Here is a 12,333-nt window from a genome sequence, read left to right as displayed (position 1 = left end):
AATGCACCTTTGTCGCCGCCCTCCACCGATACACATGAAGACTGCTTCTCTCATTTTCCTGGCCGGTTCATTGATCGCGCTGCCGGCGCTCGCGCAGGAACGCGTCTGGCGTTGCGGCAACGAGTACACCAACAACGCCACCATCGCCCAGCAGAAGGGCTGCAAAGTCATGGAAGGCGGCAACGTCACGGTTGTGCAAGGTACCAAGTCTTCGGGCGGTGGCTCCGCGTCGTCCGGCGGCTCCTCGGCGGCGCGCGCACCGGCGGGCAGTCCGCGTGTCGAAGGTGTCGACCAGCGTGCCCGTGACGGCGAGGCCCGTTCGGTGCTCGAGGCCGAACTCAAGAAGGCCGAGGCGCGCCAGGCCGAGCTGCAGAAGGAATACAACAACGGCGAGCCCGAGAAGCAGGGCAGCGAAGGCCGCAACTACCAGAAGTACCTGGACCGCGTCGCCGAAATGAAGGCTGAGCTGGCGCGCAACGAGAGTGACATCGCCGGCATCCGCCGCGAAATCGGCCGCTTGCCGAACAAGCAGCAGCCGCAGTAGTCATGGTGTTCGGGAAGAAGGCGACCGGCGCCAATCCGCGCTTCCAGTCCTTCGACCTGCTGTCCACGCTGATCGCGGTGGTCAACAGCAACGGCTCCGTGCTGTTCGCCAACGCAGGCCTCGAAGACGCACTGGGCACCTCGCGTCGCACGCTCGAAGGTTCGCAGTTCGGCGCGTGTTTTCATGAGCCGCAGGTGCTGCGCACGGCCATCGACGGCGCGAGCAGCAACGACTTTGCAACGCTGCGCTACGAGGCCTTCCTGCGCCGCGTCAACCACGAGCTGATGCCTGTGCAGGTCACGCTCGCGCAGGGCGACAAGAAGGGCGAGCTCATCATCGAGATGTCGCCGCTCGAGCAGCAGGTGCGGCAAGACCGCGAAGAGCGCCTCATCGACCAGGCGCAGGCCAACAAGGAGCTCATCCGCAATCTCGCGCATGAGATCAAGAACCCGCTCGGCGGCATCCGCGGCGCGGCGCAGCTGCTGCAGATGGAGGTCGAATCGCGCGACCTCATCGAATACACCCAGGTCATCATCCATGAGGCCGACCGGCTGCAGACGCTGGTCGACCGGCTATTGGCACCGCACCGCCGCCCGCACGTGGTGGGCGACGTCAACATCCACGAGGTGTGCGAGCGCGTGCGCTCGGTCATCCTCGCGGAGTTTCCGCGCGACCTGCACATCGAGCGCGATTTCGACGTGTCCATTCCCGAGTTTCGCGGCGACCGCGAGCAGCTCATCCAGGCCACGCTCAACATCACGCACAACGCGGCGCAGGCGCTGACCGAGCGCCGCGCGGCCGGCGACGCGCAGATCACTTTCAAGACGCGCATAGCCCGTCAGGTGATCTTCAACAAGCAGTGGTATCGACTGGCACTGGAATTGCATGTAATCGACAATGGACCGGGTGTGCCGGACACGATCAAGGACCGCATCTTCTATCCGCTGGTATCGGGCAGGGAAGGCGGGACAGGGCTGGGATTGACGCTCGCGCAAACTTTTGTGCAACAGCATCACGGCGTGATCGAGTGCGACAGCGTCCCGGGCCGAACCGATTTCAAGATATTGATACCGCTGCCCTAGCGCAGCCACCGGCAACAGAGGAGATGCATGAAGCCGATCTGGATAGTTGATGACGACCAATCGATTCGCTTCGTGCTCGAGAAGGCTCTATTGCGCGAAGACCTGCCCACGCGCAGTTTCACGAACACGCGCGAGGTGCTGGCAGCACTCGAACAGGCCGCCGACGACGATCAGCAAGGTCCCCAGGTTCTGGTGAGCGACATCCGCATGCCCGGCGGTTCCGGGCTCGACCTGCTCGACAAGATCAAGGCCAAGCACCCCGGCCTGCCCGTCATCATCATGACGGCCTTCTCCGATCTCGACAGCGCCGTTTCGGCCTTCCAGGGCGGCGCTTTCGAATACCTGCCCAAGCCCTTCGACCTGCCGCGCGCGGTCGAGCTCATCCGCCGCGCCGTCGACGAAAGCCAGCGCGAGGAAGTTGCCGAAGAACGCATGGTCGCGGCGCCCGAAATGCTCGGCCAGGCCCCTGCGATGCAGGACGTGTTCCGCGCCATCGGCCGGCTTTCGCAGAGCAACGTCACGGTGCTCATCACCGGCGAGTCGGGCTCGGGCAAGGAACTGGTGGCGCGTGCGTTGCACAAGCACTCGCCGCGTGCCAACGGCCCCTTCGTTGCGATCAACACCGCCGCGATTCCCAAGGACCTGCTGGAGAGCGAACTCTTCGGCCACGAGCGCGGCGCCTTCACCGGTGCGCAAACCATGCGCCGCGGCCGCTTCGAACAGGCCGAGGGCGGCACGCTGTTCCTCGATGAAATCGGCGACATGCCCTTCGACCTGCAGACGCGCCTGCTGCGCGTGCTGAGCGACGGCCATTTCTACCGCGTGGGCGGCCACAACTCGGTCAAGGCCAACGTGCGCGTCATCGCGGCCACCCACCAGGACCTGGAGCAGCGCGTCAAGCTCGGCGGCTTCCGCGAAGACTTGTTCCACCGCCTCAACGTCATTCGCCTGCGCCTGCCGGCACTGCGCGAACGCGGTGAAGACGTGCCCGCGCTCACGCGCCACTTCCTGCAGGTGAGCGCGCGTCAGCTGGGCGTCGAGCCCAAGCGCATTTCCGATGCGGCGCTGGCCAAGCTCGCGGCCTTTGGCTTCCCGGGCAACGTGCGCCAACTCGAGAACATCTGCCACTGGCTGACCGTGATGGCGCCGGCCCAACTGATCGAAGCGAAGGACCTGCCGCCCGAGGTAATGGCCGTCGGTGCAGGCGCGGAGGCCCTCCACGTGCCCGAAGCCGCGGCCGTCGCGCCGACCGCAGCGGCCCAGCCCGTGGCGTCGCTGCCAGTTGCAGGCAGCGAATCGGTGCCTGCGCACGCCGTCTCCGAGCCCGCCGAAGCCCATGCGGGCGTGAGCAGCTGGGAGAGCGGCCTGGAGCACGAAGCCCAGGCCTTGCTTGCTGCCGGCCGCACCGACGTGTGGGACGTGCTCTCGCGCCGCTTCGAATCGAGGCTGATCCTCACGGCGCTGGCCAACACGCGTGGCCGCCGCATCGAGGCCGCGCAGAAACTGGGCATCGGGCGCAACACCATCACCCGGAAGATCCAGGAACTCGGCATCGAATAAAAAAGGCCCCTCGGGGCCTTTTTTATTACCGACTGGACCTATCCAGCCGGCCGTACCGGTGCAGAAGGTCGCCCATCCCTCGTTCAAGTGATGCGCTGCTTCACCAATTGACTCACATTCCGGCCTGAGACCAAGGGGCATCCGGGCCTGCGCGCCGCGGGTACTGTCCACTCAAGCAAGGAGCGTAGCCATGTCTTTCAAGATTCTCTGCTGCGACGGCGGCGGCATCCGCGGCGTCATCACGGCGATGCTGATCCAGGACCTGGACAAGAGTTTCGGCATCGTCGCAAGCGCGGATGGATTCGCCGGCACGTCCACCGGCGGCCTGATCTCGCTGGGCCTGGTGAACAAAGTGAGCATCGACAAGATCGTCAGCGTCTACCAGAACGATGGCTCCACCATCTTCAAGCCCAACGGCTGGCTGCTGGACGCACAGGCCAAGCAGCAGGACCGGGCACCGGCGCAGTCGACAGAAGACCTGCTGGGCAGCGGCCCGGGCATCTTCAAGTGCCAGTACGTCAACACCGGCTTGCAATCAGTCGCCCAGCAACTGGTGGGTAGCGGCGGTGCGCTGTCCTCGGCGAGTCGCTTCGTGGCCGTCAATTCCGCGCGGCTGTGGGATGCGAACCAGAACAGCTGGGCGCCGTGCACCATCTCCAACGGCCAGCGCAACGCCTACCGCGGCATCAGCATGGTGGACGCCGCGCTGGCCACCTCGGCCGCGCCAACGTACTTCCCGCCGTACCAGTTGGGGGACTTCGGCTACTTCGCCGACGGCGGCACCTTCGCCAACAACCCCTCGATGACGGCGATTGTGGAGGCGATCTACCAGGGCTGCGCCACCGCCCCGTCGGACATCGTGATGCTGTCGCTGGGCACCGGCGTCAATCCGGTGGGCGTGCCGCCCAGTTCCGTGTCCAACCCGCTGGACTGGGGCGTCACGCATTGGCTGTGGCCGTTCAGCGACGGCGTGGTGCCGGCTACGGCGCTGCTCAACCTCACCATGGATGCCACTGCGGAGTTGGCGGCGACCCAGGCCGGCCAGCTGCTCGGCAGCAATTACATGCGCGGCAACGTGCCGCTGGCCCAGCCGTTCGGCCTGGACGACTACAAGAACGTGGGCGAGTTGGTGAGCGCGACGCAGAAATACATCGAGAGTTCGCCCGAGTGGGCGGCAGTGCGCAGCTGGGTGCAGCAGAACTGGACGTGAGCGAGGCGGTCGGCGCCGGCGGCGTGCCTATCGGCTCCGCTGGCCCAGGGTCAGCGAATCGATCTGGAACTTTCCGCTCTTGTCCCAGAGCCACGTGTCCACGTAGGTATGGGCGCCCAGCTTGCCGGGGTTCGGCAAAGGCGACGTGGCCTTGATCAGCTCCGCAATCATCGGCGGCACTTCGGGCGCATGGCTCGGCGTGCGGCTGAAATCGACCCTGATCACCTTGCCCGTGGCGTCGATGTCGGTCTCGACCACCACAACCGCGTACACCAGCGGCGGGATCTTGCCCTTGTAGATGCGGCTTGCATACTTGTTATAGATGTGGCGCGCGCCGATCTTGCGGTAGGTCCGCACGGCCGGCGTCTGCGCGGTGATCAACCGCACCGTCGGCACGTCGCGTCCGGAAGCGGTTTCGTCCGCAGGCGAGGTCGCGGCGCTCTTGCCACCTTCTTCCACCTTGTCGCCGGGCTTCAGCAGCGAGCAGGCCGTGAGCGTCAGCGCGACGGCCACGATTGCGAGGTTGCGTATGGTCATGGGCTCAGGCACCCAGGTCGAGATCGAGCACCACCGGCGCATGGTCGCTCGGCTTCTCCCACTTGCGCGGCACGCGGTCGATGACGCAGCCCTTCACGCGCGGCACCAGCGGCTGGCTCACCAGGATGTGGTCGATGCGCAGCCCGCGGTTCTTCTGGTAGCCCAGCATGCGGTAGTCCCACCACGAATAGCTCTTCTCGGGCTGCTCGAACATGCGAAAACTGTCCGTCAGGCCCAGCTCGAGCAGCGCCTTGAAGTGGTTGCGCTCTTCCGTCGTGTGGTGGATCGTTTCCTTCAGGCCCACCGGGTCGAAGCTGTCGCGGTCTTCCGGCGTGATGTTGAAGTCGCCCAGCAGCACCAGGTTCGGGTTGGCCGCCAGCTCCTGGCGCAGCGAGTCGCGCAGTGCGTCGAGCCACTTCATCTTGTATGCGAACTTCTCGCTGCCCGGCTCCTGGCCGTTCACGAAGTAGCCGTTGACCACGCGCAGCGGACCCGAAGGCGTCTCTACCGTGGCCGCGATCACGCGCGACTGGTCGTCACTGAAGCTGGTGATGTTCTTCACCACGTCGCGCACCGGTGCAAGGCTGAGAATCGCCACGCCGTTGTAGGTCTTCTGGCCGAACACCGCGGCCTCGTAGCCGGCCGACTTCAGCACCTCGAGCGGGAACTTGTCGTCCGTCATCTTGAGCTCCTGCAGGCACAGCACGTCGACCGGGTTGGCAATGAGCCAGTCGAGCACGTGCTGCAGGCGCGCAGTGAGGGAATTGACGTTCCAGGTGGCGATTTTCATGAAATTCTCTAAGTTGTTGATTTCAAAAGATTTATTTTTGTTTTTGGCATATTTTCTGGCTTGTACCCGCTGGCGTACCCATTTCTGGATTGCTGAGCTTCGGCCGTGGGACGCCGGTCGGGCAGCTTAGCAAGCTCTTGAGCTTCGCGTGTGCTGCTGTTCATGGCTGCGCACGCGGCTTGCCCCAGTCCAGCGATCGACCAATCTCGAAAGGGCTCCACTCATTCCGGCCAGGGAAATCCCTCGGATCGCGGTGGCACGTCCAGTCAATGCCGTCGCAACGATGCCAGACCGCCCCGGTGGCATTTCCTACCCTTGCCTGACCCTCATTCATGGAAGCAGCGCAATGGACGCCTCGACAAAAATAGACAGCAGGACAACGATGTTCGCGCTGGCGATCTGCATGGTGACAGGCATGGGCACCATCCAGATGCAGCCCGTCCTCGGTGGCGCCCTGGTGGACCGCATGGGCATCGGTCTGCAGCAAATGGGAGTTCTGTTCGGGATCGAGCTGGTGTCGATGGCACTGGCTTGCACGGTCGCGGCTTTTGGCGCACACCGGCAGAACCGGCAGCAACTCGTGCGGATAGCCTTGGTCGTGCTTCTGATTGCCAGCGTCTGGAGCACGTTGGCAGAGAGCTTCGCGACGTTGTGCGTCGCGCGCCTGCTGGCGGGGGCTTCCGGAGGCGTGGTGCAGGCGGTGGTGTATGCCAGCACCGCCTTGCGTACCCACAAGGACAAGACGTTCGCGGTTCTCAACATCTGCATCCTGCTGTGGGGCGCAGCCTCCCTCGGCATTCTCCCGCCCGTGATCTCGGCCTTCGGTATTCCGGCGGTGTTCGCAGGTTTCGTCGTCCTTTGCCTCCTGAGCCTGGGCCTATGCGGAAGAATCCCCGCCCGAGCTCCGGCGAGCGGGCAGGGCGGCCCGGGGCGCGCCGCTGTCTACGCGCTGCGCACAGACAGCACTTTGCTGCTTGTCCTCGTGGTCCTTCTGTTTGCCGGGCATGGCGCTCTGTGGGTCTACCAGGAGCGCATCGGCAAGGCGATCGGCATCGCGCCCGATCACATCGGCATGATTCTGGGGCTGAGCGTTCTGTCTGGTGCGGTGGGCGCGGCGCTGGCCGGCATCGTGGGCCGGCGGATCAGTCATCGCTCGGCGCAGCTGATTGCATTTGCGGGCTCCATCCTCGCCACCTTGCTGATGGTCTACGGCACTGGCGTGGCTGCCTACGCGCTGACAGCCTGCGTGATCATGCTGGTGTGGTTCTTCGGGCTCACCTATCTCCTGGCCCTGACGGCTGAAATGGACCAGACCGGCCGCCTGCCCGGCCTCGCCAATGCCGCGATCTTCATCGGCCAGGCGCTGGGGCCGGCCGTCGGGGCGGTTGCGGTGGGCACCGGCAGCTTCAGGAGCGTCGGCTGGGCTGCCACTGCCATCTATGTGATCGCACTCGCTCTCTCCGTGGTCGTGACATCGCACCACGCGCGCTCTGAGCGCCACCGTGTGCGCTCGCCTCTCGGTTCCACCTGAAACCGGGGCATCCGTCCTCGTTCCCGTCCCTGTCCCTGTCCCGAAGTTCACTCTTGTCCATGCACAACGATTCAAGCACTCCACGCAATTTCCCTGCATTGCCGCATTTCACCGGGATGAATGCGCCCTCGCGCGTCGAATGCCAGATACAGGACCTGGAAGTCATCGGCGAGCTGCCGGCGGCACTCGAGGGCACCTGGTATCGCTGCGGCCCCGATCCGCAGTACCCGCCCATGCTGGGAGACGACATCTACATCAATGGCGACGGTGTCGTCAGCGCGTTCACCTTTGCGAATGGCCATGTCGACTTCAGGATGAAGTACGTGCGCACGCAGCGGTTCGAGGCCGAGCGCGACGTTCGCCGATCACTGTTCGGCTTGTATCGCAACCAGTTCACCGATCATCCTTCCGTGCGCGGGCTCGACCGGGGCACGGCAAACACGACGGCGTTCATGCATGCGGGCCGGCTGTTCGCGCTGAAGGAGGACAGCCTGCCGTACGAGCTGGACCCCCTGACCCTGGAGACCAAGGGCCGTCACGATTTCGACGGAAAGCTGCGCTCGCGCACGGCTACCGCTCATCCCAAGCGAGACCCGGAGACCGGCGAATGGGTGTTCTTCGGATACGAAGCGTCGGGCGACGCGAGCAAGAGCGTTGCCTACTGTGTCGCGGACAGGCACGGCACGCTGGTGCGGGAAGAGTGGTTCGAGGCGCCATACGCAGCCATGCAACACGATTTCGCGGTGACGCGCGACTACGTCATCTTCTCGGTCTTTCCGACGACCTGCGATATCGACCGCCTGAGATCGGGCGGAACCCACTGGATGTGGGACGGCTCGCTGGACACCTGGATCGGCGTGATGCGCAGGAACGGCCCCGCGAGTGACATGCGCTGGTTTCGCAGGCCGGCCTGCTATTCCTACCATGTCGCCAATGCCTTCAACGAGGGCAGCCGGATCACGATCGACCTCTGCGTCTCCGCGCGAAATGTTTTTCCCTACATACCTGCGGTGGATGGAAGCGTGTACGAGCCTGCGGCAAATGCTCCCTTTCTCACGCGCTGGAGCTTCGACGCCGAAAGTCCGGACACGTCGTTCGACGTGCGTGTCCTGAGTCCGATACCGGGAGAGCTGCCCCGGATCGACGAGCGCCTGTCGATGCGTCCGCATCGCTTCATCTACTACGGCGGAATCGACCCCGCCCGAAGTCAGCTCGTGGCGGGACCGATCGGGCTGGGTTCGAACCATCTGGTGCGCGTAGATACCCGCAGCGGCGACGTCAAGGCTCTCTTCCTGTCCGACACGACCACATTCCAGGAGCCTCAATTGGTGCCCGTCCCCGGGGCGGAAGGGCTGCTGCTGGCTGTCGTGGACCACCACGACACGGCACTGGCATCCGTGGTCGTGCTGGACGCCGCCGACATCGAAGCCGGACCGATTGCGCAGATCAAGCTGCCGATCCGGCTGCGCGATGCCTTCCACGGCGACTGGGCTCCCTTCAATCCAACGACCATTCAGGAAAACAGATGAACATTGTTCAACTTCAGATTCAGGGGGAGCTTGCCCCTGCCCGTTCAGGCGCAACGTTTCAGCGATGCAACCCGATCACCAGGGAGGTGGTCACGACGGCGGCGGCAGCAGCACCCGAGGACGCCGTCGCGGCGGTTGTCGCGGCCGAGCGGGCCTTTCCAGCCTGGGCGCGAACCGGCCCCGCCGAAAGGCGCGCGATGCTGACGAAAGCGGCCGACGAACTGGAGCGCGACCTGCCGACCCTCGTCGCCACCATGATGAGCGAGACCGGCGCCAGCGAACTCTGGGCCGGTTTCAACGCCGTCACCGCGGTGGGAATACTGCGTGAAGCAGCGGCGCTCACGACCCAGATCAACGGTGAAATCATTCCTTCGGATCTTCCTGGCAATCTGGCGCTTGCCGTGCGCCAGCCCGCCGGCGTCTCCCTGGGCATCGCGCCCTGGAATGCGCCCTTGATTCTTGGCGTGCGCGCGATCGCAGTGCCCCTCGCATGCGGAAACACCGTGATCCTCAAGGCGTCTGAAGCCTGCCCGGCAACCCACCGGCGCATCGTCGATGCGTTCTCGCGTGCCGGTGTTGCGCCCGGTGTCGTGAACTTCGTGAGCCACGCCCCAGCCGATGCTGGGCCTGTCGTTGACGCCATGATCTCGCACCCCGCTGTGCGCCGCGTCAACTTCACCGGCTCCACCAGGGTCGGGAAAATCATCGCTGTCAAATGTGCGGAGCACCTGAAGCCGGTGGTGCTGGAACTCGGCGGCAAGGCGCCGCTTGTGGTGCTCGACGACGCCGACCTCGATCAAGCCGTGGACGGCGCAATCTTCGGCGCCTTCCTCAACTCGGGCCAAATCTGCATGTCCACAGAGCGGATCATTGTCGATGAGTCCATCGCCGATGAATTCGCCGAGCGGCTGGCCAGGAAGGCGCGCTCGCTGACTCCCGGCCCGGCAGGCTCCGGCGCGGCACTGGGCTCGGTCATCGACATGGCGACAGTGGATCGCTGCAACATGCTGCTCGACGACGCGCTGGCCGCGGGCGCCCGCCTGCTGTGCGGCGGGCGCGCGGACGGCACGCTCATGGTGCCGACGCTCCTCGATCACGTCGCGCTAGGCATGAAGATCTACGGCGAAGAGTCCTTCGGTCCCATCAAGGGCATTGTCCGGGTCAAGGGCCTGGAAGAAGCGGTGCGCTGCGCCAACGATAACGAGTACGGCCTGTCGGCCGCGGTATACGGCCGCGACATCGCGCGCGCGATGCAGGTCGCGCAGCGCATCGAGTCCGGCATCTGCCACATCAACGGACCCACGGTGCATGACGAGCCCCAGATGCCGTTCGGCGGCGTCAAGGCCAGCGGTGTCGGCCGGTTCGGCGGGCGCTCCGGAATCGACGCATTCACGGACTTGCGCTGGCTCACCGTACAGACTTCGGCCCGGCACTATCCGTTCTGAAAGCCCGTGGCCTACTGCGCCAGCCGGTAGGCTTTCGGGGAGACGCCGAGGCTGCTCCTGAACGCCCTGCTGAAATGCGATGGACTGGAGAACCCCCAGTCCATTGCAATGTCCGTGACGGAGCGCAAGGCGTTGGTCGGGTTCCTGAGTGCACTTGCGCACTGTGCAACGCGTCGGCTCCAGATGTACTCGGAAACGGAACCTTGAGGATCATCCGAGAACGCGCGGTGAACACTGCGCACGGAACAGCCGCAGCCTTGCGCGATCATCTCGACGCAGAGACCGGGCTCGGACAGATTCTTGTCGATGAAGGCCTTGAGCTTGTTGCGCTGGGTGTCGCGAATCGTGTCCTTGCTCGAAGTCATGCACCGCTCCTGCACTGCGTGCCAAGCGAACGATGCAATGGCATCAGCCAGGACACTGGCGGTTTCCGACGGCAGCCGGTCGAACTGTCCATAGGCCTCGCCGAGCATGGTCTGCACCAGCCGCGAGGATCCCTTCTTCCCGACACAACGCAGCGCGCGGCCTCGCGTGATCAAGTCGGTCAGCGCCGGATCGGAAGGCCGGGGCGGTGTCAGGATGATCTGGTCGCAACCAGACGGATGGTCGATTGCAAACGGCATCGCGGCATCGAGGATGCACCAATCGCCCGGCTCCAGCATTCCGCTGCGCCCGTCCTGCGCGAACACGGCGCAGCCCTTTTGCTGCATCACGAGCATCAACGGGCTGGGCGCATCTTCCAGCCGGGTGTACATCGATCGGGTAAATCGATGGGGCGTTGCAATCAGCCGGCAAAGCCCCGCGCCACCCAGCGTGCCGTATTCGAGACTTCCGCAGAACGCCTGGCCGGCCAGGGGCTCCCACCGGCCGGAGTCGCGGGCCCGAAACGACTCCGGCGTGCGCCCCAGATGCGTACTCACCAGGCTATGCCAGGCGGGCAGTCGTTGGGATGGACTCACCGCATCTACCGAAACGTGAGCGCGACTCGTCATGTTTGTCTCCTTCGTTTGCGGCGGCATGTTCTGCAGGCCATGGGGGCCGGTCAAGTGGGTTTCTCAGGAATTGCGAATTCAACGAGAGAAAAGGTGTTAACCCTTCCTTTTGCGGACAGCGCCGCGCCGTCCAGACCAAGCCCCGGCTCGACGCACGCGGACATGAATTTCGCCGCGAATCCTGTTTCCGGAATCTGGCATCTGGATTCTCAGAAATTGAGAATTCTGTTTGTGCTTCGAGAGGCGGCAATCGATGATGCAGCCATCGAAAGATCAGGAGAGACAAGATGGAAATCGGTGCATCCCTCGCCGCGCTGGAGCTGTATTCAAGCAACCCGGCAGCGATCGCGGACTTCTATGCCAAGACCTTTCGGCTGCATTGCGACGGGACTGGAGGGTCAATCACCTGCAGCGCGAACGATCGTCGGCTGACGGTCTTCGAGGGGCAGTCCGGCCAATTGCGGCGGGCCGTTTTCCGGTTTCAGTCACCAAGCGATTTCGATGCTCATCGAATGCTTCTTTCAACGCGAGAGATCCGGTTGCTCGAGCCCGAGGCGAATCGCTACACCGTTGCGGACCCGGATGGCCGCCGGATCACCTTTCTTGCACCCGAAGTGGATCGAGCGACGCCGTCGGAAGACAGTCCTTTGCAAGCACGTCTTCAGCACTTTGCATTGCGCTCGCCCGCACCGGCGAAGCTGGTCGAGTTCTTCGTGGACAGCCTGGGGTTTGTGCTTTCCGACAGAGTGTTCGACGCCGAAGGCGACCTCACCGCTGCCTTCATGAGGACCGATTCGGAGCACCACTCGCTGGCGATCTTTCGTGCACCGGAGGCGCGCTTCGATCATTTCTCGTGCGAGGCGCCGGATTGGCAACAGTTGCGCGACTGGGCCGATCACATGGCCAGCACCGGCACCGACCTGGCCTGGGGCATCGGACGGCACGGGCCGGGCAACGACACATTCCTCATGGTCCGGGATCCTGACGGAAACATGGGCGAGATATCTGCAGAGCTGGAAGTCTGTCGGGCAGACCGCCCCGTGGGTGTCTGGCCGCACCGGCCGCAGACCTTGAACCAGTGGGGCGTGGCCATCATGCGCAGCTGAGGCGCTC

The 12,333-nt window shown here is 64.4% G+C and carries 12 protein-coding genes; 8 read left to right on the top strand and 4 right to left on the bottom strand.

All coding sequences use genetic code 11. From position 1 onward, the window contains the following. The first annotated feature begins 34 nt into the window (after positions 1-34). The 4 genes from NWF24_RS22600 to NWF24_RS22585 all read left to right on the top strand — a co-directional run bounded on the left by NWF24_RS22600 (position 35) and on the right by NWF24_RS22585 (position 4,396). Positions 35-544 carry a hypothetical protein gene (locus NWF24_RS22600; RefSeq protein WP_258350504.1) on the top strand — a complete coding sequence of 170 codons (510 nt, stop codon included), beginning with the start codon at positions 35-37 and terminating at the stop codon, positions 542-544. A 2-nt stretch (positions 545-546) separates the two neighbouring features. Next, complete coding sequence (gene glnL, locus NWF24_RS22595; protein WP_093050198.1) at positions 547-1,626, top strand: nitrogen regulation protein NR(II); 1,080 nt, start codon at positions 547-549, stop codon at positions 1,624-1,626. Between the two features lie 27 nt (positions 1,627-1,653). Further along, on the top strand, positions 1,654-3,186 hold the full coding sequence (gene ntrC, locus NWF24_RS22590) for a nitrogen regulation protein NR(I) (protein ID WP_258350503.1): 1,533 nt from the start codon (positions 1,654-1,656) through the stop codon (positions 3,184-3,186). Positions 3,187-3,376: 190 nt separating this feature from the next. Beyond that, positions 3,377-4,396, top strand: coding sequence for a patatin-like phospholipase family protein (locus tag NWF24_RS22585; protein WP_258350502.1), 1,020 nt, complete (start codon positions 3,377-3,379; stop codon positions 4,394-4,396). A gap of 27 nt (positions 4,397-4,423) precedes the next feature. Here the strand turns inward: NWF24_RS22585 and NWF24_RS22580 are convergent, their stop codons facing one another. Genes NWF24_RS22580 through NWF24_RS22570 form a run of 3 tightly spaced genes read right to left on the bottom strand, consistent with a single transcriptional unit; the run spans position 4,424 to position 5,887 of the window. Further along, positions 4,424-4,933, bottom strand: a complete 510-nt coding sequence (locus NWF24_RS22580) for a hypothetical protein (RefSeq protein WP_258350501.1) — start codon at positions 4,931-4,933, stop codon at positions 4,424-4,426. 4 nt (positions 4,934-4,937) lie between these two features. Further along, positions 4,938-5,723: an exodeoxyribonuclease III gene (gene xth / locus NWF24_RS22575; protein ID WP_258350500.1), complete on the bottom strand. Its 786-nt coding sequence runs from the start codon at positions 5,721-5,723 to the stop codon at positions 4,938-4,940. Between the two features lie 8 nt (positions 5,724-5,731). Beyond that, positions 5,732-5,887: a hypothetical protein gene (locus tag NWF24_RS22570; RefSeq protein ID WP_258350499.1), complete on the bottom strand. Its 156-nt coding sequence runs from the start codon at positions 5,885-5,887 to the stop codon at positions 5,732-5,734. Positions 5,888-6,069: 182 nt separating this feature from the next. On the opposite strand from NWF24_RS22570, the gene NWF24_RS22565 reads away from it, so the two are divergent. The 3 genes from NWF24_RS22565 to NWF24_RS22555 are packed head-to-tail and all read left to right on the top strand — an operon-like array spanning position 6,070 to position 10,228. Then, positions 6,070-7,254 (top strand): MFS transporter, encoded by a 1,185-nt coding sequence (locus tag NWF24_RS22565; RefSeq protein WP_258350498.1) that lies wholly within the window; start codon positions 6,070-6,072, stop codon positions 7,252-7,254. Between the two features lie 59 nt (positions 7,255-7,313). After that, entirely contained in the window at positions 7,314-8,783 is a 1,470-nt protein-coding gene (locus tag NWF24_RS22560) for a carotenoid oxygenase family protein (protein ID WP_258350497.1), read from the top strand. Continuing rightward, positions 8,780-10,228 (top strand): aldehyde dehydrogenase, encoded by a 1,449-nt coding sequence (locus tag NWF24_RS22555; protein WP_258350496.1) that lies wholly within the window; start codon positions 8,780-8,782, stop codon positions 10,226-10,228. The genes NWF24_RS22560 and NWF24_RS22555 overlap by 4 nt, the downstream gene beginning before the upstream one ends. Positions 10,229-10,239: 11 nt before the next feature. On the opposite strand, the gene NWF24_RS22550 is transcribed toward NWF24_RS22555, so the two are convergent. Continuing rightward, positions 10,240-11,220 carry a helix-turn-helix domain-containing protein gene (locus NWF24_RS22550; protein ID WP_258350495.1) on the bottom strand — a complete coding sequence of 327 codons (981 nt, stop codon included), beginning with the start codon at positions 11,218-11,220 and terminating at the stop codon, positions 10,240-10,242. A 287-nt stretch (positions 11,221-11,507) separates the two neighbouring features. Here NWF24_RS22550 and NWF24_RS22545 point away from each other — a divergent pair, with 287 nt between their 5' ends. After that, the gene (locus NWF24_RS22545) at positions 11,508-12,326 is read left to right on the top strand and encodes a VOC family protein (protein WP_258350494.1); all 819 of its coding nucleotides are present in this window, start codon (positions 11,508-11,510) and stop codon (positions 12,324-12,326) included. Positions 12,327-12,333 lie beyond the last annotated feature (7 nt).

Source organism: Variovorax paradoxus (assembly GCF_024734665.1).
Taxonomy (GTDB): domain Bacteria; phylum Pseudomonadota; class Gammaproteobacteria; order Burkholderiales; family Burkholderiaceae_C; genus Variovorax.
Note: the sequence above shows the minus strand (reverse complement) of the source record. Positions and strands in the feature narration are given on the sequence as shown.